The 21,518-nt window shown below is 64.6% G+C and carries 18 protein-coding genes; 5 read left to right on the top strand and 13 right to left on the bottom strand.

Annotation, left to right across the window (positions count from 1 at the left end; genetic code table 11):
• Positions 1 to 11: 11 nt before the first annotated feature.
• From A3CW_RS0136715 to A3CW_RS0136700, 4 genes are all read right to left on the bottom strand, one after another.
• Positions 12 to 1,628, bottom strand: a complete 1,617-nt coding sequence (locus A3CW_RS0136715; RefSeq protein WP_028207987.1) for an ABC transporter substrate-binding protein — start codon at positions 1,626 to 1,628, stop codon at positions 12 to 14.
• Positions 1,629 to 1,700: 72 nt separating this feature from the next.
• Complete coding sequence (locus tag A3CW_RS0136710) at positions 1,701 to 2,975, bottom strand: NAD(P)/FAD-dependent oxidoreductase (RefSeq protein WP_028207986.1); 1,275 nt, start codon at positions 2,973 to 2,975, stop codon at positions 1,701 to 1,703.
• Between the two features lie 25 nt (positions 2,976 to 3,000).
• Positions 3,001 to 3,669 (bottom strand): haloacid dehalogenase type II, encoded by a 669-nt coding sequence (locus A3CW_RS0136705; protein ID WP_028207985.1) that lies wholly within the window; start codon positions 3,667 to 3,669, stop codon positions 3,001 to 3,003.
• Between the two features lie 250 nt (positions 3,670 to 3,919).
• Complete coding sequence (locus tag A3CW_RS0136700) at positions 3,920 to 5,410, bottom strand: aldehyde dehydrogenase family protein (RefSeq protein WP_028207984.1); 1,491 nt, start codon at positions 5,408 to 5,410, stop codon at positions 3,920 to 3,922.
• 239 nt (positions 5,411 to 5,649) lie between these two features.
• On the opposite strand from A3CW_RS0136700, the gene A3CW_RS0136695 reads away from it, so the two are divergent.
• The gene (locus A3CW_RS0136695; protein ID WP_028207983.1) at positions 5,650 to 6,522 is read left to right on the top strand and encodes a GNAT family N-acetyltransferase; all 873 of its coding nucleotides are present in this window, start codon (positions 5,650 to 5,652) and stop codon (positions 6,520 to 6,522) included.
• Positions 6,523 to 6,609: 87 nt separating this feature from the next.
• A complete protein-coding gene (locus A3CW_RS0136690) occupies positions 6,610 to 6,918 on the top strand; it encodes a hypothetical protein (protein ID WP_028207982.1) in 309 nt (102 codons plus the stop codon).
• A 168-nt stretch (positions 6,919 to 7,086) separates the two neighbouring features.
• Here the strand turns inward: A3CW_RS0136690 and A3CW_RS53490 are convergent, their stop codons facing one another.
• Both A3CW_RS53490 and A3CW_RS0136680 read right to left on the bottom strand, forming a co-directional pair.
• A complete protein-coding gene (locus A3CW_RS53490; protein ID WP_169739133.1) occupies positions 7,087 to 7,263 on the bottom strand; it encodes a hypothetical protein in 177 nt (58 codons plus the stop codon).
• A gap of 264 nt (positions 7,264 to 7,527) precedes the next feature.
• Positions 7,528 to 7,803 (bottom strand): hypothetical protein, encoded by a 276-nt coding sequence (locus A3CW_RS0136680; protein WP_028207981.1) that lies wholly within the window; start codon positions 7,801 to 7,803, stop codon positions 7,528 to 7,530.
• On the opposite strand from A3CW_RS0136680, the gene A3CW_RS48795 reads away from it, so the two are divergent.
• Positions 7,785 to 9,008, top strand: coding sequence for a substrate-binding domain-containing protein (locus A3CW_RS48795; protein WP_245623841.1), 1,224 nt, complete (start codon positions 7,785 to 7,787; stop codon positions 9,006 to 9,008). The genes A3CW_RS0136680 and A3CW_RS48795 overlap by 19 nt on opposite strands.
• 45 nt (positions 9,009 to 9,053) lie before the next feature.
• On the opposite strand, the gene A3CW_RS0136670 is transcribed toward A3CW_RS48795, so the two are convergent.
• Entirely contained in the window at positions 9,054 to 9,512 is a 459-nt protein-coding gene (locus tag A3CW_RS0136670; protein WP_028207980.1) for a VOC family protein, read from the bottom strand.
• A gap of 221 nt (positions 9,513 to 9,733) precedes the next feature.
• On the opposite strand from A3CW_RS0136670, the gene A3CW_RS48790 reads away from it, so the two are divergent.
• Positions 9,734 to 10,900, top strand: coding sequence for a radical SAM protein (locus A3CW_RS48790; RefSeq protein ID WP_028207979.1), 1,167 nt, complete (start codon positions 9,734 to 9,736; stop codon positions 10,898 to 10,900).
• A gap of 7 nt (positions 10,901 to 10,907) precedes the next feature.
• On the opposite strand, the gene A3CW_RS0136660 is transcribed toward A3CW_RS48790, so the two are convergent.
• The gene (locus A3CW_RS0136660) at positions 10,908 to 11,987 is read right to left on the bottom strand and encodes a zinc-binding dehydrogenase (RefSeq protein ID WP_028207978.1); all 1,080 of its coding nucleotides are present in this window, start codon (positions 11,985 to 11,987) and stop codon (positions 10,908 to 10,910) included.
• A 108-nt stretch (positions 11,988 to 12,095) separates the two neighbouring features.
• On the opposite strand from A3CW_RS0136660, the gene A3CW_RS0136655 reads away from it, so the two are divergent.
• A complete protein-coding gene (locus A3CW_RS0136655) occupies positions 12,096 to 12,884 on the top strand; it encodes a helix-turn-helix transcriptional regulator (protein WP_028207977.1) in 789 nt (262 codons plus the stop codon).
• On the opposite strand, the gene A3CW_RS48785 is transcribed toward A3CW_RS0136655, so the two are convergent.
• From A3CW_RS48785 to A3CW_RS0136630, 5 genes are all read right to left on the bottom strand, one after another.
• A complete protein-coding gene (locus A3CW_RS48785; protein WP_081771988.1) occupies positions 12,881 to 13,870 on the bottom strand; it encodes a serine hydrolase in 990 nt (329 codons plus the stop codon). The two genes, A3CW_RS0136655 and A3CW_RS48785, sit on opposite strands and share 4 nt — an antisense overlap.
• Positions 13,871 to 14,062: 192 nt before the next feature.
• Positions 14,063 to 15,385: a leucine-rich repeat-containing protein kinase family protein gene (locus tag A3CW_RS0136645; RefSeq protein WP_035515031.1), complete on the bottom strand. Its 1,323-nt coding sequence runs from the start codon at positions 15,383 to 15,385 to the stop codon at positions 14,063 to 14,065.
• A gap of 127 nt (positions 15,386 to 15,512) precedes the next feature.
• On the bottom strand, positions 15,513 to 16,964 hold the full coding sequence (locus tag A3CW_RS48780; RefSeq protein WP_035515029.1) for an efflux transporter outer membrane subunit: 1,452 nt from the start codon (positions 16,962 to 16,964) through the stop codon (positions 15,513 to 15,515).
• A complete protein-coding gene (locus tag A3CW_RS0136635; RefSeq protein WP_028207975.1) occupies positions 16,961 to 20,194 on the bottom strand; it encodes an efflux RND transporter permease subunit in 3,234 nt (1,077 codons plus the stop codon). The genes A3CW_RS48780 and A3CW_RS0136635 overlap by 4 nt, the downstream gene beginning before the upstream one ends.
• A gap of 9 nt (positions 20,195 to 20,203) precedes the next feature.
• A complete protein-coding gene (locus A3CW_RS0136630) occupies positions 20,204 to 21,412 on the bottom strand; it encodes an efflux RND transporter periplasmic adaptor subunit (protein WP_028207974.1) in 1,209 nt (402 codons plus the stop codon).
• Positions 21,413 to 21,518 lie beyond the last annotated feature (106 nt).

Below are 21,518 nucleotides of genomic sequence, written 5' to 3'. Positions count from 1 at the left end.
CACACCTCGAACTACGCCTCGAGCCAGACGTTCTCGGCGAACTTGAAGCCCATGAGTCCGGCAATCGGAATCGAACCGAGGCCCTTGAGCTTCGTCGTGTGCGCGTCGAGCGAACTGAGAAACAGCGGAATGCCGATGCCGCCGTCGCTGTGCACGAGTACCTGCATGTCGCCGTAGATCTTCTTGCGCTTCGCGTCGTCCGGCTCGCCGCGCGCGGCCAGCAGCATCTGGTCGAACTTCGGGTCCTTCCAGTTCGCCTCGTTCCACGGCGCATCCGACTTGAAGAACTGCGTGAAGATCACATCGGCGCTCGGGCGCGCGTTGATGTTGCCGAAGGTCAGCGGGTGCTTCATCCAGTGGTTCGACCAGTAGCCGTCGCCGGGCGTGCGCACCACCTGAAGGTTCAGGCCCGCCTGCGGCGCGACCTGCTGCAGCAGCATCGCCATTTCGACGGAGCCGTCCGCCGCCGGGGAGGCATAGATCTGCAGCGGCGTACTGCCGAGCTTGGCCTTCTGGAAGTAGAACTTGGCCTTCTGCGGGTCGAACGTGCGTTCCGGCAGGCCGGCAAAGTAATACTTGTTGGTCGGATCGATCGGCTGATCGTTGCCGATCGCGCCATAGCCGAGGAACACGGCGTTGCGGATCTGCTCGCGGTCGAACAGGTGCATCATGCCGCGGCGGAAGTCCGCGTTGCCCGTGACGCCGCCTTCGTCGCGCATGATGAGGTCGGTGTACTGGCCCGTCTTCGTCTCCTTCACCGCGAAGCCCGGCGTGCCCTTGATGCGCGAGGTCGAGCGCGGGCTCACCTGGTTGATGAGCTGCACGTCGCCCGAGAGCAGCGCGTTCACGCGCGCCGATTCGTCGCCGATGCCGACCAGTTCGATCTCGTCCAGATGCGGCAGGCCCGGCTTCCAGTAGCGTTCGTTGCGCACGACGACCGTGCGCACGCCCGGCGAGAAGTCCTTGAGCTTGAACGGGCCGGTGCCCACGGCCGTCTTGAAGTCGTTCGTGCCGTCCTTGATGATCATGAAGTGCGAGTCGGCGAGAATCACCGGCAGGTCGGCGTTTGCCCCCGTAAGCGTGATCGTCACTTCGTTCGGGCCCGTGGCCTTCACGTCCTGGAACTGATCGGCGAGCGTCTTGACCTTCGAGCCCACGGCGGCGTCCTTGTGGCGCATGAGCGAGTACACCACGTCGGCGGGCGCGAGCGTCTTGCCGTCGTGAAACTGCACGCCGCTGCGCAGCTTCACGACCCACACCGTCGCGTCCTTCGTATCGAGCGACTGCGCGAGCGCCATCTGCGCGCCGAGGTGCGAGTCGTACTCGGTCAGCCCGTTGTACAGCATGTACGCGCGCACGTAGTCGGTGGACACCGACTCCTTCGCGGGATCGAGCGTGTCGGAAGCCGACGACGACTGCGTCGCCACGCGGATCTTGCCGCCCTGCTTCGGCTTTTCCTGCGCAAAGGCCGCGCCGCTCGCGGCGAGCAGGCCCGCGCCCGTCATCGACATCATGCCCCCCGCGACCATCGCGCGAAGGAGGTCGCGGCGCGAGGCGCCGCGCTTCGTCAATGCCTCGAGCCGCACGCCCGGGTGAGCGATGTCTTCAAGCGATTTGTCGATGCTCATGAAACTTCTCCGCGTCTGATGTGGGGGGCCGCAGCTCGACGTATCGAGGCTGTGTGTTGTGGAAAAGCAGGGTCAGTAAAAGGCGTCTTTGATCTGGTAGTACGCGCCGACGAGCGGCAAAAACCACGGTTTGCCCGTGTGCCCCGGAATGGCGGGCCATGCGAAATCGCGCCACGGATTCGCGGACGGGTTGCCGCTCATCACCTCGGCCATCACCTGACCCATGTGCGTCGACATCTGCGTGCCGTGACCGCTGTAGCCCATCGAGAACCACACGCCTTCGTGTTGGCCCGCGCGCGGCAAGCGGTCCGCGGTGATATCGACGAGCCCGCCCCAGCAGTAATCGATCTGCACGCTCGCGAGCGCCGGAAAGAACTGCGCAAGATTGCGCTGCAGGATGCGGCCGCTCCTGGCATCGGACGGCTGCTCCGACGCCGTGAAGCGCGCCCGGCCGCCGAACAGCAGGCGCGAATCCGGCGTCACGCGGAAATAGTTGTGCATGAGGCGGCTCGTCGTGTACGAGCGGCGGTTGGGCAAGAGCCGCATGAGCTGCGCGGGCGGCAGCGGTTCCGTCACGACGATGAACGAGCCGACCGGCGCAAGCCGCCGCCGGTACCACGCGAACGGCCCATGGCGCGAAGGACCCGTGGCGATCAATACCTGTTGCGCGCGCAACGTCCCGCGTGCCGACTCCACGCGATAGCCGCCGCTCTCTTTCGCGATGGACGTCACGGCGGCGTGCTCGTAGAGCCGTGCGCCGCGACGTACGGCTGCATTCGCGAGCCCCACTGCAAAGCGGCCCATGTGCATCTGGCCGCCGTGCTTCTGAAGCAGACCGCCATAGAAGCTGTCCGACTCCACCTCACTGCGAATCTGTTCGCGGCCGATGATTTCGACGTCCGGATCGACTTCGCGGCGAATCAGCTCAGCCGTGCGTTCGAGGTGTTCGAAGTGATGCGGCTTCGCAGCGAGCTTGAGCTTGCCCGAAGCGAGGTAGTCGCAGTCGATGCCTTCTTCGCGAATCAATCGCTCGACGGTCTCGACGGCCGCCGCGTAAGCGCGGTAGCAACCCTGCGCGCGCTCGACGCCCAGTTGCCCGCGCAGCGCCGCATAGTCCTGCGCCACGCCGGTATTGCACTGGCCGCCGTTGCGCCCCGATGCGCCGCCACCCATACGGCCCGCGTCCAGCACCGCGACGCTCGCGCCGCGGCGGCCAAACGCGAGCGCCGCGGAAAGCCCCGTGAAGCCGCCGCCCACCACGGCGACGTCCACGCGGCCCTCCACCGGTCCCTCGCTCGCGAGCAGACCGCCAGGGGCGGTATCGAGCCAGTAGGAATCGAGCTTCATCGGGCGGCCTCGGCTATCGCTATTCTCACAGACCCAGTTGCGAGGCGAGTTCGCCGATCGTCTCGACTTCGTAGTACTCGTAATACGGCGTGCCCGGCTCGTGGCCGCGCTTGACGAAGGCCTTGTGCTTGATGCCCATGTCGTGCGCCGTCATGATGTCGTAGCGCAGGCTCGACGAAACATGCAGCACGTCGCCGGGGTTGCAGTTGAGCTGATCGAACATGTACTCGAAGCCCTGCATGCGCGGCTTGTACGACTGCGCCTGCTGCGCCGTGAACACGCGGTGGAACGGCGCGCCGAGTTTGTCGACGTTGCTCTGGATCTGGTCGTCCGAAGCGTTCGAGAGAATCACGAGCTTGTACTTCTTCGCCAGGCGCGAGAGACCCTCCGGTACGTCCGGGTGCGGGCCCCACGTCGGCACGGCGGTATAGAATTTTTCGGCTTCGGACTCGACGAACTCGACGTTCATGCGCTTGCAGGCGCGGCGCACCGCATTGACGACCACGTCGCGGTATGGCTTCCATGCGCCGAGCACCTCATCGAGGCGATAGCCCGCGAAGAACGTGACGAACTTCTCGAGATCGGCGCCCTTGAGGCGGTCGCCGTACAGCTCGCGCGCCATGTCGGCCATGCGGAACTTCGTCAGCGTGCCGTAGCAGTCGAACGTGATGTACTTCGGCTCGAAATCGATCATGATGGCAGTCCTTTCGTGTGATGAACCCGCTCCGGGCTCAGTGGCGAGAACAGGTGGAAGTGCGTCCCTGTGGAAAATTTAAACAGTGCAATATTTGGGGTTGGCGTCGAATCGTGGGCACTTCACGGTATAAACCACGCGTTTGCGGGGGCCGCCACAGCAGATTCTGCGGTGGCGCCATCGAGCGTGTGATTGCCGCATGACCGTGCGTTTTCCTGCGTCATTCGTCAGCATTACCGTTAGCATGGCGTCAGGTTCCCGTATCGATCAGCACGCTCTTGAAACGCAGGTGCGCTTCGTAGCCCTGGCGCCCGAGATCCTTGCCCATGCCCGAACGTTTGTAACCGCCCGTCGGGATCATGAAGTCGTTGCTGCGTCCGTAGCGGTTGACCCACACGGTGCCCGCCTCCAGCGCGCGCACGAGCCGCAGCGCGCGGCCGATATCCGCGGTGTGCACGCCGGCGGCGAGGCCGTATTCGGGATGCGAGGCGAGCGCGAGCGCTTCTTCCTCGGTGTCGAAGGTCTGCACCGTGAGCACCGGGCCGAAGATCTCGGCGCGCACCGCCTCGGTTTGCGGCGTCACGCCGGTGAGGATGGTGGGCAGGTAGAACGCGCCGGGCACGGGCGCATCCGCGCGGCGGCCGCCGCAGTACAGCGTGGCGCCTTCGGCCACGCTGCGCTCGACGATGCCTTCGATGCGCGCGGCCTGGGTTTCCGAAATGATCGGCGGCAGCGTCGTGCCCGAAGCCCACGTCGCGCCGGCGCGCAGCTCAGCGAACGCCTGCTCGATGCGAGACACGAGTTCGTCCGCAACGGCGCGCTCGACCAGCAGGCGCGAACCGGCCACGCACACCTGCCCCGCGTTGACGGCAATCGCGCCGGCGATGCGGCGCGCGACCTCGTCGAGTTTCGGCGCATCCGCGAACACGAGTTGCGGGCTCTTGCCGCCCAGCTCCAGCGTGACCGGCTTGGTGCCGCTTTGCGCACACGCCGCCATGATCGCGGCGCCCGCGCGCGTCGATCCCGTGAACGTGACTTTCGCGACGTCCGGGTGGCGCACGAGTGCGTCGCCGGTCGTCGCGCCGTCGCCTTGCACCACGTTGAAGATGCCCGCCGGAATGCCCGCCTCGATCGCGAGTTCGGCCAGACGCAGCACGGAGAACGGCGTCATTTCCGAAGGCTTGAGCACCACGGCATTGCCCGCCGCGAGCGCCGGACCGATCTTCCACGATGCCATCACGAGCGGAAAATTCCACGGCGCGATCGCGCCGACCACGCCATGAGGCTCGGCGATCGTCATGCCCAGATGGTCGTGATCGGTGGCCACGACTTCGCCACCGATCTTGTCGGCGAACTCGGCATAGAAGCGGATGCCTTCCGCCGTGAACGGCACGTCCCACGCGCACACGTCGCGCACGGGGCGCGTCGAGCCGAGCGCTTCGAGCGGCGCGAGCGTGGCGGTGTCGGCGGCGATCAGGTCGGCGAAGCGGCGCAGGATGCGGGCGCGCTCGCGCGGCGCCATGCGTGGCCAGCCGCTCGTGCGAAACGCGCGCTTCGCGTTGTCGACGGCGCGGTCCACCAGTTGCGCATCGCCAAGCGGCGCCGAGGCATAGACGACGCCGTCCGATGGCCGCGCGACCCCGATGCGCGCCGCGCCCTCGGCGACCCACTCGCCGCCGATGAAATGGCCGGCTTTCTCAGCCACGGGCGCAGCCACTGCGGCAGGATCGAACTGGTCCATGACTGGGTTCCCTCGACTTGGTCTCGATGGGAAATATCGTAGATCCACTGCCACCGCATATTTCGCCGACAAAAAAGCGCAATCAGCAGAATCGACGCGTTATTGACCGTCCAACCCCGCGTTTTGCATTGCATCACGGGCGCAGGCCGGGCGCGCGCCCAAACAGGAAGATCGTCCTAGTCAGCCACGGCGGGCGATGCGATAGTCACGGGACGCGTATACAGAATCTGGAGGCCGGCGTGTCCGACCCAAACCTGAACAGCGTCATTACCTACCGCGCATTTACTGCCGACGATCTGGCCGCCGCGCATGCGTTGTCGACGGCGGTGCGCTGGCGGCACCGCCCCGAAGACTGGCGTTTCGCGGCCCGCATCGGCGAAGGCATCGTGGCCGTGGACGAAAGCGGCTCGCTCGTCGGCACGGCCTTCTCGTGGTTGTTCGGTCCCAACGCGGCGACGCTCGGCATGCTGATCGTCAAGCCCAGTCATCAGCGCCGCGGCATTGGCCGGGCCATGATCGAGCACTGGATGCAGGCGCTCGCCTCGCGCACGCTGCTGCTGCACGCAAGCGACACGGGCTGGCCGCTCGTCGAGCGGCTCGGCTTTACGCGCATCGGCCGCATTCACCAGCACCAGGGCGCGGCGTTTCAGCCGCCGCTCGTCTCGCTGCCCGCGGGCGAGCGGCTGCGCCCGATCGGCGCCAGCGACCGGCCCCGCCTCATCGAGCTGGCGACGCGCGCAAGCGGCCTCGACCGCTCCGACATGCTGCCGAAGCTGCTCGATCAGGCGAGCGGCATCGCGCTCGACCGCGATGGCGACCTGATCGGCTTCGCCCTCTTTCGCCGCTTTGGCGACGGGCACGTGATCGGCCCCGTGATCGCCCCCGATTCGCCGGATGCCTGCCGCGCCAAGGCGCTGATCAGCCATTGGCTCGCCTCCAACGCGGGCATATTCGTGCGCATCGATACGCCCGTCGATCTGGGCCTCTCCGACTGGCTCGAAGGCGTGGGGTTGCCGCTCGTCGATCACATCGAGAAGACGGAGCGCGGCGCGCCGTTGCGCGTCGATACCCAGTTCAAGCAGTTTGCAATCACGAGCCAGGCGGTGTGGTGAGCGCGGTCGAGTGGAAGGCCTCCGGCGCGCTACCACCCGGGCAGCGAACGGATTACCATTAGGATTCTCGCCTCGAGGGTGACGGTTATGGCTACCTATGGTATCGACGGTGTCCGCATCAGTTCCTCAACGGACCGCGTAACACACGTGCGCTGGGCGCTGATCGACCCCCAGACGCACGACTGGCTCTCGACACCCACCATCTCCGAGGTGGCGGCCGTTACCAGCGACATCCGCTCGGGCGCCGTGGTTTATTCGGTATTTACGCTGGGCGGCATGAGATTCCTTGGCCCGAAGATCAAGCCGGTGCCGCATCCCAACGGAATCGATGGAATCGATCTGGAAGTGCCGGACGGTAACGTCGAAAAATCCATCGACGATCTACCGCGCGTCTAGCGGCGCGTCGATCGTTCTGCCGACTACCGGAAAGAAAAAGCGGGAAAGAAAAGCGCGATGCGCGCGGATGGGCGCACATCGTCCGCTTGTCGCCAACGCTGACTCGCCGAATTCAATAATTCGGAATACCGAGTATTTGACCCGGCAATCGGCGAGCGAACGTTGCAGTCAGTTGTAGCCCAGTATCGCCGACGTAGCGACGTCTGCGCGGTCGCTTGGGTTGCCAACCAGTACGACGGTGGGCTCATGCAATAACGAGCGATACGGATGCAGATACGGTTCGTTCGCCGGATCGACGTCGTCCTGTTCGATCTCCTGGGAGTGGCTGTTCTCACGTTTGTCCATGATCGTCTCCTGATGTAGGGTCTAGTTGTTCGACCAGTAGGGTTCCCTACACACCGACTCAGCAAGTTTGGTGCCGTAGCCGCAACTGCAGCGGCCCATGCCTCGCCATCGCACGGATCCATGCGGCCGCACGCCTTGTCCCCAAATCGCCGCACGGATTCGGCCTTGCATCGACTGTCGAACGCCTCCGATAGATATTACATCACAATGTGATGCTTTTACTCTCTCTATCGCCGCCGGAGGAAATCCGTCTGCCGTGCGTGACTATTGCGAAGTCGTGAGCTTCAGGTTCGGGCGCAAGTCGTGCGTAACCGCTTCACGTTGCCCCTTGCGCAGGTCCGACACCTGTTCGATGCCAGCCTTCAGCACTTCTTCGCAAAACCCGATTCGCGTGCGGTAATACTCGGCCTGCAATTGCGCATCCAGAACCCGCTGTTCGGCCTGGAAGAGTGCCATGCGCAATTCACCCAGCGCGCGTTGAGCCTGCTTCTCCGGCGTTGCGGCATTGTGGGCAATCAAGTTTGAAAGCCAATGCAACATGGATAAGCCCCCCTGTCTTCGATTTCACGATCGCACGCGTCAAGTTTGATAACCGCCCGAACTGTCGCTGGGAAAAGACTATCAGAGGCGAAGAAAACCAGTGTGTGCACAAACGAACGTGTTGTATAAACGATGCAAAAGGTCGTACCCACGACGCGCTTTCATCGCGCGTTTTTATCGCATGCTTTCGTTGCGCGCTTTCGTTGCAAATAGGGAGCGATACATGTCCGTGGTGCCGGATCAGCCGATCGAGATGGGGCGCAACCGTGACTATCCACAAGCTGAGGGTTCGCACACTCGCATTCGGCATAGCGTTCGCGTTACTGGGCCCAGGCGTGTGTCTGGCAGACCAGGTGAAAGTCATGATGTCGGGCTGGTTTGCGCCAGCGTATCGTGACCTGGGCCCGCAATTCGAGGACGAGAGCGGCTATACACTGGCCACCGTCTGGGGGGCGGCGACGGGCACCGCCCTGACTGCGATTCCCGTGCGGTTTGCGCGTGGCGAGTGGGCCGACGTGCTGATCGTGGTCAGCTATGCGCTCGACGACCAGATTCGCGCCGGCAACGTCGTGCCTGGCAGCAAGGTGGACTTCGCACGCTCGCCAATCGGTATGGTGGTACGCGAGGGGGCGCCGAAACCTGACATCAGCACCGTCGACGCCTTGCGCCGCACGCTGCTTGCAGCGAAGTCGATTGTCTATCCGGAAAGCCCCAGTGGCGTCTATATCGCCAACGAACTGTTTTCGCGTCTCGGCATTGACGGGCGTGTGAAAAGCAAGAGCCGCATGGTTTCCGCCGAGCGGGTCGCCACTGTCGTCGCGAACGGCGACGCCGAGATTGGCTTGCAGCAGGTCGTGGAACTGTTGCCGGTGAAGGGGATATCGGTGGTCGGCAGTCTGCCCGCGGAAGTACAACGGTACACGGTGTACTCCGGGGGCATTGCGACTACAGCGAAAAATCCGCTCGGCGCAGAAGCGCTGATCCGCTTTCTGTCCTCGCCGGAGGCGGCAGCCGCGATCACGCACAGCGGGCTCGAACCGATCACGGCGCCGCAACCTCCTGCGCTGCCGCTACCGCCGCAGCAGCCACAATCACAGCCGCAACTGGCACCGCAAGCGCCGCTGCAACCGCAACTGGCGCCACAACCGCCGCCGCAACCGCAGCTGGCGCCACAAGAGCCGCAACTGCAACCTCAACCGAATTGAGCGAAGCAGCGATGCTGCCGATCGGCCGTCACCAGGAGCTGGACATCAACCCGCCGCCATCCCTTTTTCGGCCAGCTCCTTCTTCGCGCTTTCGTTCTTGGTCAGATGCATCAGGCCCATGCCGCGCAGAACGTTCGGCGCCTTCGTGTACTGGATATTGTCATAGCCTACGATCTCGATGCGATTGCCCCAGGGGTCGCGAAAATCCAGAAACGGACCGTCGAGCGGCTTCACGCCTGCCGCCTCTAGCGCGGCGCGCGCCGCCTCCTTGTCATCGACAACGAGGCCGATATGCCGGCCGTCGTCGGCGGCCTGTTTGCGTCCCGCCTGCAACGCGATGAATTGATCGCCAAGATCGATGAAGGCCATCGTCCTGCTCTTGCCGCGCAACTGAAAGTCGAAGATGCGGCCGTAGAAAGCCAGCGCTTCCTCGATATCGCCGACTTCCAGTGCGACGTGATTGAAGCCGATGGCGCGCGGCTTGGTAGTTGCGGTGTCAACCATTTTCCTCTCCTTCTGCAATCCGTGCATAGCGTTCATGAACCCGCCCGGAACTGGCCAGTGGGACACCTTCAAGTATCGGGATTGAAGGCGTCCGACACTAGCCGGTCAAACAGGATATGTTGGAGCCGTGATTGAACAAATATCGTTCCCGATCCGGCGCATGTAGCGTGCGTCACCTATGATGGTTCGTGCGGAACGAGTTGGCAAACCTCGAGGGCACCATGGACAGGACAGAGCGGACCATCAAGTGGCGCAGTCTGCCAAATGTAAGCAACGGCGCGAGCGAGCCCCACAATCCACTGCCTGCGGTCTGTGACGTTTCGGTGACGAACGTTTGCAACGCTGCATGCGACTTCTGCGGCTTTTCGCGTGAGAAGAAAATGGCGGGCCCGCGCCGCTATCTCGATCCTGAAGCGTTTGCGCGCGCAATGCCGATGCTGCGCAGACGCAAGATTCGCTACATGACGCTGCAGGGGGGCGAGCCTCTGGTGCACCCGCAAATCGAATCGCTTGTAGGCTCGGCCACGAATGCCGGCATCCAGTGCGGCGTGATCACGAACGGCTGGTTCCTTCCCCGCCACATCAAGCAGCTCGCTGCCGCCGGCCTCAAGCGTCTCCTGATCTCTATCGATAGTGCGGACATGAGCGAGCACGAGAGCAATCGCGGCCTGCCCGGCCTCGAGGCACGCATCCGCGAGGGCATCGCTCAGGCGCACGCCTTCGGCATCCCGGTTTGTGCAACGGTTACGGTGAGCCATCTGGTCCGTTACGCAGCGCTTCCCGAGACGCTCAACCAGCTTGGCTTCGATTCCGTGGTGTTTTCCTATCCAAGGCGCGAGGCATTCGGTTCCACATCGCTCGTGTATGACGAAAATTCGAAGCTCGTCGACCTCAGCCGTGACGAGCTGCTCGAAGCATTGAGTGCCATCGAGGCCCTCAAAAAGCGCTTTCGCGTGATGGACCCTGGCGCTGCACTGGACGAGGTCGCGCGGTTCGTGCGCGGCGAACAGCAACTCATTCCGTGTATCGCCGGCAGCAAGTATTTTTATATCGACTGGAACCTCGATGTCTGGCGTTGCGAACCATGGCACGAGCCCATGGGCTCCGTGTTCGACCTCGACCGCCTGCCCGATCAACGCGAACCGTGCAATGCCTGCATGATGGGGTGCTACCGCCACGCCAGCGTGCTGATGCACGGCGCCAAGGCCGTCACTGACTCGGTCTATGCGCTGGGCAGGGGCGAGCTTCGCAGTGCTGTCAGCTTGTTGTTCCAGCGCGGCGTGGCGTATTCGCTGTGGGCCCTCGCCACCGAAGAATTACCTCGAACGGCGCTTGGCGCACTCGCAGGACGGACCGGCGCCCGCCGTTCATCGCCGCAAGGCGCATGAATCGACGCTACGGGCAAATCACCGTCATATTGAACGGGCCGCCGTTCGCCGCAGCATGCGCGACGGCCTCGTTCGCATCGTCGAGCGCGAAGGCCGTGACGTCGAAATGGCGCAGATCGAGCAGTGCCCCGTGAATCAAACCTGTCATGAGCGTCACGGCGTGCGTGGGGTACATCCATTTGCCCCGCACCGTGACGTCATTGCGCATGATCCACGGATAAGGCAGTTCGAGCCCGGCTCCACCCAGCATGCCGACACCGCCCATCAGGACCACGCGCCCGTATGGGCGGACCGCCATCACCGCGGCGCGCACCGTCGTCGCCGGCACCGATGGCGGCATCAGGTCCATCACGCAGTCTATCGGCCCAGGCGCCGCCCGTTGCATGCGTTCGCGATCCGTTGCCTCGTCGCCGGAAAGCGCCACGGTTCGCACGCGCTCGCCAAATTTGCGCGCCAGCTTCTCGAGCGCCTGCACGTTGCGCCCAGGTGCAACGACGCACCGCGCCCCCATGGCGAGAGCCACCGCGACGCACGCGCTGCCGAAGTTGCCGGTCGCGCCGCTCACGAGCAGGATTTCGCCCGCCCGCAGATCGGACGCGAGCAGTCCGCCATAAGGCACGAGCAGCGTATTGAGCGCACACCATCGCGCGGCATCGGCCGGATCGATGTCGCCGATACGCACCGCGTTCTCGGTCGGCACCCGTAGCTGTTGCGCGAACGGGCCGTCATGGAAATAGCGCTGCAATTTCTGGCCGCCCTCGCCTCGCGCGCTCCAGCCCTGCAGCACGATGTCGGGCATGAGCGCGTCGTCGCGAGAGCGCACGGTCGGGTCGCAGAACACCCAGTCGCCCGGTTGCAGTTTCGTCGCATCCGGGCCGAAGGTTCGAACCCGGCCGATCGCGCCGCAGCCAGGCACGATCGGCAGCTCGATGGGATAACGGCGTTCTCCGCTGAACACTTCCTGCGCATAGGACAACACCGGCGCCGCAACGACGTCCACGATGACCTCGCCAGTGCCCGCGGAGGGATCCGGTATCTGTTCGATCGCGAGCGGCGCGTTGAGGGTTTTCAGAATGGCAGCTTTCATGGCGCTTCCAGAAGGGGGAACGAACCGATTCTGGCAGGCTTAGAATGGGCAACAAGGCCCGCTGCGATCCCAGGATTGCGCAGTCCCACCCTGCACGAAGCGAACGCGATGACAGCCACGACACAAACCCAATTCGGCGATTTTCTGCGCTCCCGGCGCAAGAAGCTCAGACCCGGCGACGTCGGCCTGGGCGGCGGCCAGCGCCGCCGTACGCCCGGCCTGCGGCGTGAAGAAGTCGCGGAACTCGCGGGCATCGGTGTCGACTGGTATGTGCGGCTCGAGCAGGGGCGCGCGGTCAGTCCTTCGGATGCGACGCTCGATGCGCTTTCTCAGGCATTGCGGCTCGATAAGGCGGAAGCCGCCCATTTGCGCGCGCTCGCACAGCGTGGCGAGCCGCGCGTCTTCGCCCGCGAGAGCGTGCCGCCGACCCTTTCGCGGATCGTCGCCAGTCTCGGTCTGCCCGCGTACGTCACGGGCCGGCGCTGGGACATCCTCGTGTGCAACGAGGCCGCCGCGGATCTGCTTGGCTTCGATCGCCTCGCTGCCGAAGATCGCAACATCATGGTCTACATGTTCATCGAACCCGAGGCACGGCGGCTCTTTGGCGCGAGCTGGTCCGATGAAGCCCGCCGCATGATCGCGCTGTTTCGCACGAGCCACGATCTCTATGCGGGCGACCCTGCGTTCGTCGAGCTGGTAGAGCGCCTGCGTTCAGGCAGCGAGGAGTTCGCGAGGTGGTGGAGTGCGCACGACGTGCGCGGCGGCGCGTCGGGCCAGAAGGTCCTGGCGCACGCGAAGCACGGTACGCAGCGCTACGAGTACGCAACGTTTCAGGCGAACGACGATCCGGCGCTGAAACTCGCGATCTACACGCCGGTCGGCACGGATGCCGTTTAGCCTAGCGCGGCAACCAGCGTATGGTGCGCCCGCTTGCCGGCGTGGTGTTTGACGCTCTGCCGGTGCGCACCGGACGTCGGGGCGCTCCGGTACGATGCGAGCCGCACCCTGACGCCGTGCGAACGCGCGAGCATCGAATCGTGATGATGCGCACGGGCGCTTGCGTAATAGCGCGGTTCGACGACCGGCGTGTCGTCGCCGTTCAGCCAACGCCGTATCGTGACGAGATCGGCAGAGCGTCCCCACGAGGTTCGCGAGCCGAGCAGCGCAATCATCACCTGCCCGTTCGGCATGTTCGCATCGACCACGATGCAGCGCCCCGCCTCGCGGATATAGCCTGTCTTTGCGACCAGCACGTCCCAGTCGGCTGAGCTCACTATCGGGTCGGTGTTGTGATAGAACCGCGTCCTCGTGCCGATCGCCTCTTCGTAACGGGGAAGCGTCGTGTATTCGCTGATCAACGGATAGCGCGCCGCGGCGTCCGCCATCTTCACGACATCGCGCGCCGTCGAGAGATTCTCGGGCGAGAGCCCGGTTGGATCGTCGAAGTGCGTATTGGCCATATTCAGCGCGCGCGCCTTTTCATTCATCTGCCGGATGAACGCTGGCTGGCCGCCCGGGAACGCATGCGAAAGCGCGGATGCAGCGCGGTTCTCCGACGCCATGAGCGCAAGACGCAGCATCTCTCCTCGATCGAGCGACGCACCGATAGGGATGCGGGACCCCGTATGCTTGAGCCGATCGATGTCGTCGTTGTCGACGGTCACCGTGCCTCCCAAGGGCTGGGCGCTGTCCAGCACGACCATCGCCGTCATCAGCTTGGTGAGCGACGCGATCGGCTGGGCCTCGTCGGCGTTCTTTTCGAGCAGGACTTCGTGGCGCGCGACGTCGTACACGATCGCGCTGTGTGAATGGAGGAATGGCGTCTCGCCCCACGCGACGAACGGCGCCGAAGCGAGCAATAGCGCGCTGAGGAATTTATTCATGGCGTTCACACCCTGGGACGGCAATCAGGCGATGGCGGGTCCAACGTGCAACTGATCCCCAACGATTCAACTGTAGTTGCTCGTTGCACGAATGAGTGTGGGAAAGAGGACAGAATTCTTGTCCTTCACGCCGAGTATTCAGCGGCTTGCGAAAATTCACCGGGCGTCAGCGAATCCGCCCGTTTCATGGCGTCAAGCAGACAGCCGCTCGACAATCTCATCGAACGAAGGCCGCCTGTCGACTTGCTCGGCGAAACAGTCTGCAATCAGCGCGTCGAACCCGGCGTCGCGATCATGGGCCTCTCCGGCCAGACGTTGCGCGAGTTCTTCCAGCAGGCAGCCGAACGCGCGCACCTCGATGCGCTCGAGCGCCTGCGTCTGCGCGCGATCGTCGATATCGTGAAAGGACGCCGCGCCGAAGTCGCCGAGCAAGACGTGCCCTGAGCCGTCGTGCAGGATGTTGTGCGCATAGAGATCGCCGTGCATGATCCCGCGCCCATGCAGGTGGCGCGCCGCCGACGCGATCCCGCGCGCGATCTGCAGTGCAACCGGCCTGTCGAACAGAACTTCGGCTGCATAGACGTCCCGCGTACACGAGTCGAGGCTCGGCGGCCCGGCGAGATTGGCGAACGACGGAGGGATCAGTTCCATCACGAGGCCGTGCTCGCCCAGCGGATGCCCCGTGATCTTGCCGAGCACCGGGATGAGGTTCGGGTGCGGCCCGGCCTGCAGGCACGCGGCCATTTCGAGCTCCGGCAAACCGTCGCTCGTCACCGCGCCCTTGAACAGCTTGACGGCGACCGCCTCCACCGGATGCCCGTCGCGCAGGAGACGCGTCGCGCGATGCGTCACGCCCGATGCGCCCTCGCCAAGCGTTTGTCCGAGCGCGAGCGTATGCCAGTCGATATCGGGCACCGGCGCATCGGCCAGTGCAACCTGCTCGCGCACGACGTTCAGCGGATTGCCCGCGTAGGCGAGCCACGCGAGCCGCGGCAGGCGCAACAGCCAGTCGGGCAAGGCGTCGAGCCGGTTCGCCGAAATCCGCAGCAGTTCGAGCCGGCTGCAAGCGGCCATCGTCTCGGGCAACGAGCGCAGCCGGTTGCCGGCGAGCATCAGCTTCTGCAAATTCGGACGCTCGCCGATTTCGGCCGGCAACGCGTCGACGTCGTTATCGGTCAGGATCAGCCAGCGCAATTGCGGCGGCAGCGCGCGCCCCGAAACGCGGCGGATGCGGTTCGCCTTGAAGCCGACCATGCTCAGCGATTCGCAGTCGCCGAGGACGGGCGGCAACTCGGTGAACGGGTTGTTCGAGGCGAACAGAATGCGCAGACGGCGCAGCTTCGGCAGGTCGTCCGGCAGCGACGTGAGCGCATTGCCCGAGAGGTCGAGCACCTCCAGGGTGTCGGCGAGGTCGAAGATCTCGCGCGGAAATTCGCTCAACCCGCAGGCGAGCTTGAGCTGTCGTGCGCCGGCGAGTTGCCCGTCACGCAGTTGTTCGAGGGTAGCGGTCTTCACGCGTGAATTGATTCGAGTAATGGCAAGGAAGTCGCAAGCGCCGCCGCACAACGCAGCGCCGGCCATTGCAATTCTAGCGGGTCGCTCGCCTGGGTCGCATCCGGGACTGCATTTTGGACTGCATGCGTCAGGAACGCGCCTGCTCGCTTGCGGCAGCCTCATGCACGCTCGCCGCGGACCAGCCGCCGCCCAGCACCTTGTACAGCGTGACCTGGTTCGAGAGCTTCGCCAGCTCGTCGGTGACGAGTTGCTCCTGTGCGGTATAGAGCGTGCGCTGCGCGGTCAGCACGGTCAGGAAGCTGTCGGTGCCGGTCTTGTAGCGCGCCTGCGCGAGATCGTAGTAATCCTGCGCCGATGTCACGTAGTCGCGGTCCGCTGCGACCTGATCGACATAGGTCGCGCGCCCCGCCAGTGCGTTCGACACTTCCTTGAATGCCGTCTGGATCGCCTTTTCGTAGTCGGCCACGTCGATATCCTTCTCGATCTTCGCAACGTCGAGCGACGCCTTGTTGCTGCCGTAATCGAAGATCGGCATCGTGATCGTCGGCGCGAACGTCCACGCGCCCGTGCTCGCCTTGAAGAGTTGCGAGAGGCTCGTGCTGGCCGTGCCGGCGCTCGCCGTCAGCTCGATCTTGGGAAAGAACGCGGCGCGTGCGGCGCCGATATTTGCGTTCGCCGCCTTGAGCGTATGCTCGGCCTCGATGATATCGGGCCGCTGCGCGAGCAGATCGGACGGGATGCCCGCATCGACGTCGGCGAACATGGCGTCGCTCTCGAGCAGCGTGGACCCGGTGGCAAAGTCATCGGGCAACGGGCAGCNAATTTCGGCGATCAGATTGTTACGGTCCTGCGCCACCGCGCGCGTGTATGACGCCACGCTCGCGCGTGCGCTCGCCAGCGAGGTCTGCGCCTCGCGCACGTCCTGAAGCGACGCGCTGCCGATCTTCATCATGCTCACCGTGAGGTCGTACGTGCTCTGGTCGGCCGCGGCGGTGTCGGACGAGACCTTCAGCAAGGTCTCGTCCGAGAGCAATTGCAGATAGTCGGTCGCCACGTCGGCCACGAGCGAAAGCTGCGTGCTGGTGCGCGAGGCCTGCGTCGACAGATAGTTTTCGAGCGCCTGGCGCTTCAGGCTCCGGATGCGCCCAAAGAAGTCGATTTCCCACGACGTCGTGCCGACCGAAACGGTATTCGAGTGGCTGACCGCGCCATCGGTGCGCGTGTTCGTGAGCGAGCCGCCGGCGTCGATCGTCGGCGCCAGCTCCGCGCGCGTGATGCGGTACTGCGCCTCGTACTCGGCCACCTGCAGCGCCGCGACACGCAGGTCCCGGTTGTGGTCGAGTGCGAGCGCGATCAGCTCCTGCAGTCGCGGGTCCTTGAAGTAATCGCGCCAGCCGATGTCGGCCGCGTTCGGTGCTGCAGGTGACGTGGCAGGCGTAGCCGCCGATGCACCGGCGTCGTACGCGGCGCCCGTTGGCCACGCGGTGGCGACCGGCGCTGCGGGCCGCTGATAAACCGGGTCGAGAGAACACGCACTCAATGCTGCCGCACAGAGCACGGATAGAAGCTTCAATTTCATTCCTGGTCCTTTGCGGGCTGCACGGCTTCGCCGTCGCCATGCTCCTTGAACAGCCGGCGCACGACGATGAAGAACACGGGCACGAAGAAGATGGCGAGCGCCGTCGCCGCGATCATCCCGCCGGCAACGCCGGTTCCGATCGCATGGCGCGCGGCCGAGCCCGCGCCGGTGCTGATCACGAGCGGCAGCACGCCGAACACGAACGCCAGTGAGGTCATCAGGATCGGCCGCAAACGCTGGTGCGCCGCTTCGAGCGTGGCCTCGACGAGCCCGCGGCCCTGTTCCTGGAGGTCTTTCGCGAATTCGACGATCAGAATCGCGTTCTTGGTTGCGAGGCCGATTGTCGTCAGCAGGCCGACCTTGAAATAGACGTCGTTCGACAGGCCGCGCAAATGCGCGCCCAGCAACGCGCCGAGCACGCCGATCGGCACCACGAGAATGACCGCGAGCGGCACCGACCAGCTTTCGTACAGCCCCGCGAGGCACAGGAACACCACGATCAGCGAAATCGCATACAGATAGGTGGCCTGCGAACCGGCAAGCACTTCCTGGTACGACTGCCCCGTCCACTCGATGCCGAATCCGGCTGGCAACTGCTTCGCGAGGTTTTCGACGGCGGCCATCGCCTGACCGGTGCTCACACCGGGCGCTGGCTGTGCGCTCATCTGCATCGCCAGTTCGCGGTTGTAGCGTTCGATCTGCGGCGGCCCGAACGTCCAGCGCGTGGTGGCGAACGCGGAGAACGGCACCATCTGGCCGTCGTAGCCCGATGTCGTCGTGGACGAGGTAGACGTCGAACCCGAAGTCGAACTCGACGACGAACTCGAGGACGAACTCGAGGATGACGAAGTACTCGACGACGTCGAATCCGCGCGCACGTACCATTGCCCGATGTCGTCCGGCATCATCCGGTACGGTGCGTCCGCCTGCACGTAGACTTTCTGGATGCGCCCGGTATCGATGTAGTTGTTCACGTACGCAGAGCCGAACGCGGTGGAGATCGTCGTGTCGACATCGGCGATCGACAGCCCGAGCGCACTCGCCTTCTCCCGGTCGATATCGACGTAGAGCTGCGGCGTGTCTTCGAGGCCCGCGGGACGCATCATTGCGAGCGACGGATCCTTCGCGGCCAGCGCGACGAACTGGTTACGCGCTTTCAGCAGCTTGTCATGACCCTGGCCCGCACGGTCCTCGATCTCGAAGTCGAGACCGCTTTGCGTGCCGAGACCATGAATCGCCGGCTCGTTCATCACGAAGATCTGTGCATCGCGATTGCCCGCAAAGGCCGCGTTCGCGCGATTGATCACCGCCTGCGCGCTATCGTTCGATCCGCGCTGGCTCCAGTCCTTCAGCTGGACGAACGCGAGCGCGTTGTTCTGCCCTTGCCCGTTGAAGCTGAATCCGTTCACGGCCATCACGTGCGTCACCGCGGGCTGCTTCAGGAAATACTGCTCGACGGCTGCGACGGTCTTCAGCGTCTTCGAAGAAGGCGTGCCGACCGGCGCCGAAATCGACACCATGATCGAGCCCTGATCCTCCTCCGGCAGATACGATGATGGCAGCATCACGTACAGAATACCGACCACGCCCGCGATGAGTGCATAGCCGAGCATCCAGCGCGCGGGCTTTGCCACCACGCGAGCAAGCGTGGTGCTGTAGCGCGCGTTGCTCTTCGTGAAGAAGCGATTGAACGCGCCAAGCAAGCCGCGGCTCTGCGCGTGTTCGACGGCCGACGGGTTCAGCAGGCTCGCACAGAGCGCGGGCGTGAGCGTCATGGCGAGCAGCACCGAGAGCACCATCGCCGAAACAATGGTGACCGAGAACTGGCGATAGATCGCGCCGGTCGAGCCGGAAAAGAAGGCCATGGGGATGAAGACGGCGGTCAGCACGGTCGTCACGCCCACGAGCGCGCCGGTGATCTGGCCCATCGCCTTCTTCGTCGCCGCCTTCGCGTCGAGCTTTTCCTCGGCCATGATGCGCTCAACGTTCTCGACGACGACGATCGCGTCGTCCACCAGCAGGCCGATCGCGAGCACCATGGCGAACATCGAAAGCACGTTGATCGAGAAGCCGATCGCCGACATCACGCCTAGCGTGCCCAGCAGCGCAACCGGCACGACGATCGTCGGAATCAGCGTCGCACGCAGGTTCTGCAGGAACAGATACATCACGAGGAACACGAGGATCACCGCTTCGAAGAGCGTCTTCATGACCTCCTCGATCGAGATCTTCACGAACGGCGTGGAGTCGTACGGATAGGCAATCGCCACGTCCTTGGGCAATTGCGGCTGCAGCTCTACGAGCTTCGCGCGCACGGCCTTCGCAACCGCCATGGCGTTCGCACCAGTCGAGAGCTTGACGGCCAGCGCGGCCGCCGGCTTGCCGTCGAGCCGCGAGGACGTATCGTATGAATCGCCGCCCACCTCGACGCGCGCGACGTCTTTGAGCCGAACCTTCGAGCCGTCGCTATTCACGCGCAGGAGAATGTCGCCGAACTGGTCGGCCGTCGTCATCAGGCTCGACGCCGAGATCGTCGCGTTGATCGCCTGGGAACCCGTAGCAGGCGCGCCGCCGAGTTCGCCGACGGAAAGCTGCACGTTCTGGTTGGTGACCGCGGTCGTCACGTCGGACGCGGTGACGCCGAAGCTGCGCAGCTTCACGGGATCGAGCCAGATCCGCATGGCATGCTGCGCGCCAAACAGCGTGACGTCGCCCACGCCGTTGATCTGCGTAAGCGGGTCCTCGATCTGCGTCGCGATGACGTTGCCGAGGTCGATCGAATTGAGCGTGCCGCCCGGCGACGACAGCGCGACGATCATCAGAAAGTCGCTCGACGCCTTCGCAACCTGCACGCCCTGTTCCTGCACCGTCTCCGGCAGCGAGGCGGTGGCCTGGGTCACCTTGTTCTGGACCTGCACCTGCGCGATGTCCGGATTGGTGCCGGGCTTGAACGTCAGGTTGATGGTCGCCTGCCCCGCGCCGCTACTGGTCGACGACATGTACAGCAGGTTATCGATGCCGGAAAGCTTCTGCTCGATCACCTGGGTGACGGTCTTCGCGACCGTGTCGGCAGAGGCGCCCGGATAGGTCGCCGTGACCTGCACCGAAGGCGGCGCGATGGTCGGATATTGCTCGATCGGCAGCGTAGTGGTCGCCGCGCCGCCGATCAACATGATGACGATCGCAACGACCCACGCGAGGATCGGGCGCTGGATGAAGAAACCTGCCATGCGCCCTCCTTACGATGCCGCAGCAGACGAGGCGGCAACCGCGGTGGCCGAATCCGCCGCCACGTGAACCGCCACGCCGGCCTGCACCTTCTGCAGCCCGCTCACGATCACGCGATCGCCGGCTTTCAGTCCGCTCGTGACGATCCACTGGTCTGCATAGGCACTGTCCGCGTGCACCGCAACCTGCTTCGCGTGTCCGGTCGCATCGACGACCCATACGCCCGCGCCGCCGTCCGAAGCGCGCGTGACCGCGAGCTGCGGAACGAGCAGCGCGCTCGTGCTCTCGCCCTCGTCGAGTTGCGCGCGCACGAACATGCCGGGCAGCAGTTCACCCTCCGGGTTCGGGAAGACCATGCGCAGCGTGACCGAACCCGTTGTGGCGTCGACGGTGATGCCCGAAAACTGCAGCACGCCCGCGTGGCCGTACGGCGTGCCGTCTTCCATCACGAGCTGCACCGCCGCGCCCGTGCCCGAGCGCTTGAGCCGGCCCGAGGCAAACGCCTTGCGCAAGCGCAGCCAGTCGGCGCTCGAGCGCGTGACGTCGAGGTACATCTCGTCGTATGCCTGAATGGTGGCGAGTGCGGTGGTCTGCTCCGAGGTCACGAGCGCGCCTTCGGTCACCGACGAAGCGCCGATGCGGCCTGAAATGGGCGCCGTGATCCGCGTGTAGCCGAGATTGATGCGCGCCGACTCGAGCGACGCGCGATCGGCGATCACGTCGGCCTCGTCCTCGCGAACGGCCGCGATCGCGTCGTCGTTGTCCTGCGCGCTGACCGCGTTGATCTTCACGAGCTGCGCGTAGCGGTCGGCTTTCGTCTTTGCAGAAGCGAGCGTTGCCTCCGCCTTGGCGAGTGTGCCGCGCGCCTGATCGTACGTCGCCTGGTAGGTGGCCGGATCGATCTGGTAGAGCACCTGCCCCGCCTTCACGTCCGAACCCTCGACGAAGAACCGCTTCTGCACGATGCCGCCAATCTGCGGCCGCACATCCGAAACCTTGAGCGACGAAAGCCGGCCCGAAAGCTCGGCCGTCATCACGATGCGTTGCGGTGCGAGCGTCTTCACGCCGACTTCGACGCTCTGGCTGGCGGGGTTCGCGGGCATCCCGGCGTCGTGACGTTGACAGCCGGCGATCAATATGACGGTCGAGCAGAAAAGCGCCGTGCCCAGGCGTTGGCTTTTCCTGCTCCACCCCTCTCTTGCATGAATCTGTTGTGGCATATATCCCATCGAATCGTGTGTTGACTCGCCTTGCCGGAACATGAGCAGGCGCGAAGCCATTGACTCGCAGTACTAAGCGGTTGAAGTCTTGCAGCCCGGAAAGGTT

Source organism: Paraburkholderia nodosa DSM 21604, from assembly GCF_000519185.1.
GTDB classification, from domain to species: Bacteria; Pseudomonadota; Gammaproteobacteria; order Burkholderiales; family Burkholderiaceae; genus Paraburkholderia; species Paraburkholderia nodosa.
This window is presented reverse-complemented; position numbering and strand designations above follow the sequence as displayed.

Coding starts and splice junctions, on each gene's coding strand:
- A3CW_RS0136715 (WP_028207987.1), bottom strand. CDS start 1,628: ATGAGCATCGACAAATCGCTTGAAGACATCGCTCACCCGGGCGTGCGG.
- A3CW_RS0136710 (WP_028207986.1), bottom strand. CDS start 2,975: ATGAAGCTCGATTCCTACTGGCTCGATACCGCCCCTGGCGGTCTGCTC.
- A3CW_RS0136705 (WP_028207985.1), bottom strand. CDS start 3,669: ATGATCGATTTCGAGCCGAAGTACATCACGTTCGACTGCTACGGCACG.
- A3CW_RS0136700 (WP_028207984.1), bottom strand. CDS start 5,410: ATGGACCAGTTCGATCCTGCCGCAGTGGCTGCGCCCGTGGCTGAGAAA.
- A3CW_RS0136690 (WP_028207982.1), top strand. CDS start 6,610: ATGGCTACCTATGGTATCGACGGTGTCCGCATCAGTTCCTCAACGGAC.
- A3CW_RS53490 (WP_169739133.1), bottom strand. CDS start 7,263: ATGGACAAACGTGAGAACAGCCACTCCCAGGAGATCGAACAGGACGAC.
- A3CW_RS0136680 (WP_028207981.1), bottom strand. CDS start 7,803: ATGTTGCATTGGCTTTCAAACTTGATTGCCCACAATGCCGCAACGCCG.
- A3CW_RS0136670 (WP_028207980.1), bottom strand. CDS start 9,512: ATGGTTGACACCGCAACTACCAAGCCGCGCGCCATCGGCTTCAATCAC.
- A3CW_RS48790 (WP_028207979.1), top strand. CDS start 9,734: ATGGACAGGACAGAGCGGACCATCAAGTGGCGCAGTCTGCCAAATGTA.
- A3CW_RS0136660 (WP_028207978.1), bottom strand. CDS start 11,987: ATGAAAGCTGCCATTCTGAAAACCCTCAACGCGCCGCTCGCGATCGAA.
- A3CW_RS0136655 (WP_028207977.1), top strand. CDS start 12,096: ATGACAGCCACGACACAAACCCAATTCGGCGATTTTCTGCGCTCCCGG.
- A3CW_RS48785 (WP_081771988.1), bottom strand. CDS start 13,870: ATGAATAAATTCCTCAGCGCGCTATTGCTCGCTTCGGCGCCGTTCGTC.
- A3CW_RS0136635 (WP_028207975.1), bottom strand. CDS start 20,194: ATGGCAGGTTTCTTCATCCAGCGCCCGATCCTCGCGTGGGTCGTTGCG.
- A3CW_RS0136630 (WP_028207974.1), bottom strand. CDS start 21,412: ATGCCACAACAGATTCATGCAAGAGAGGGGTGGAGCAGGAAAAGCCAA.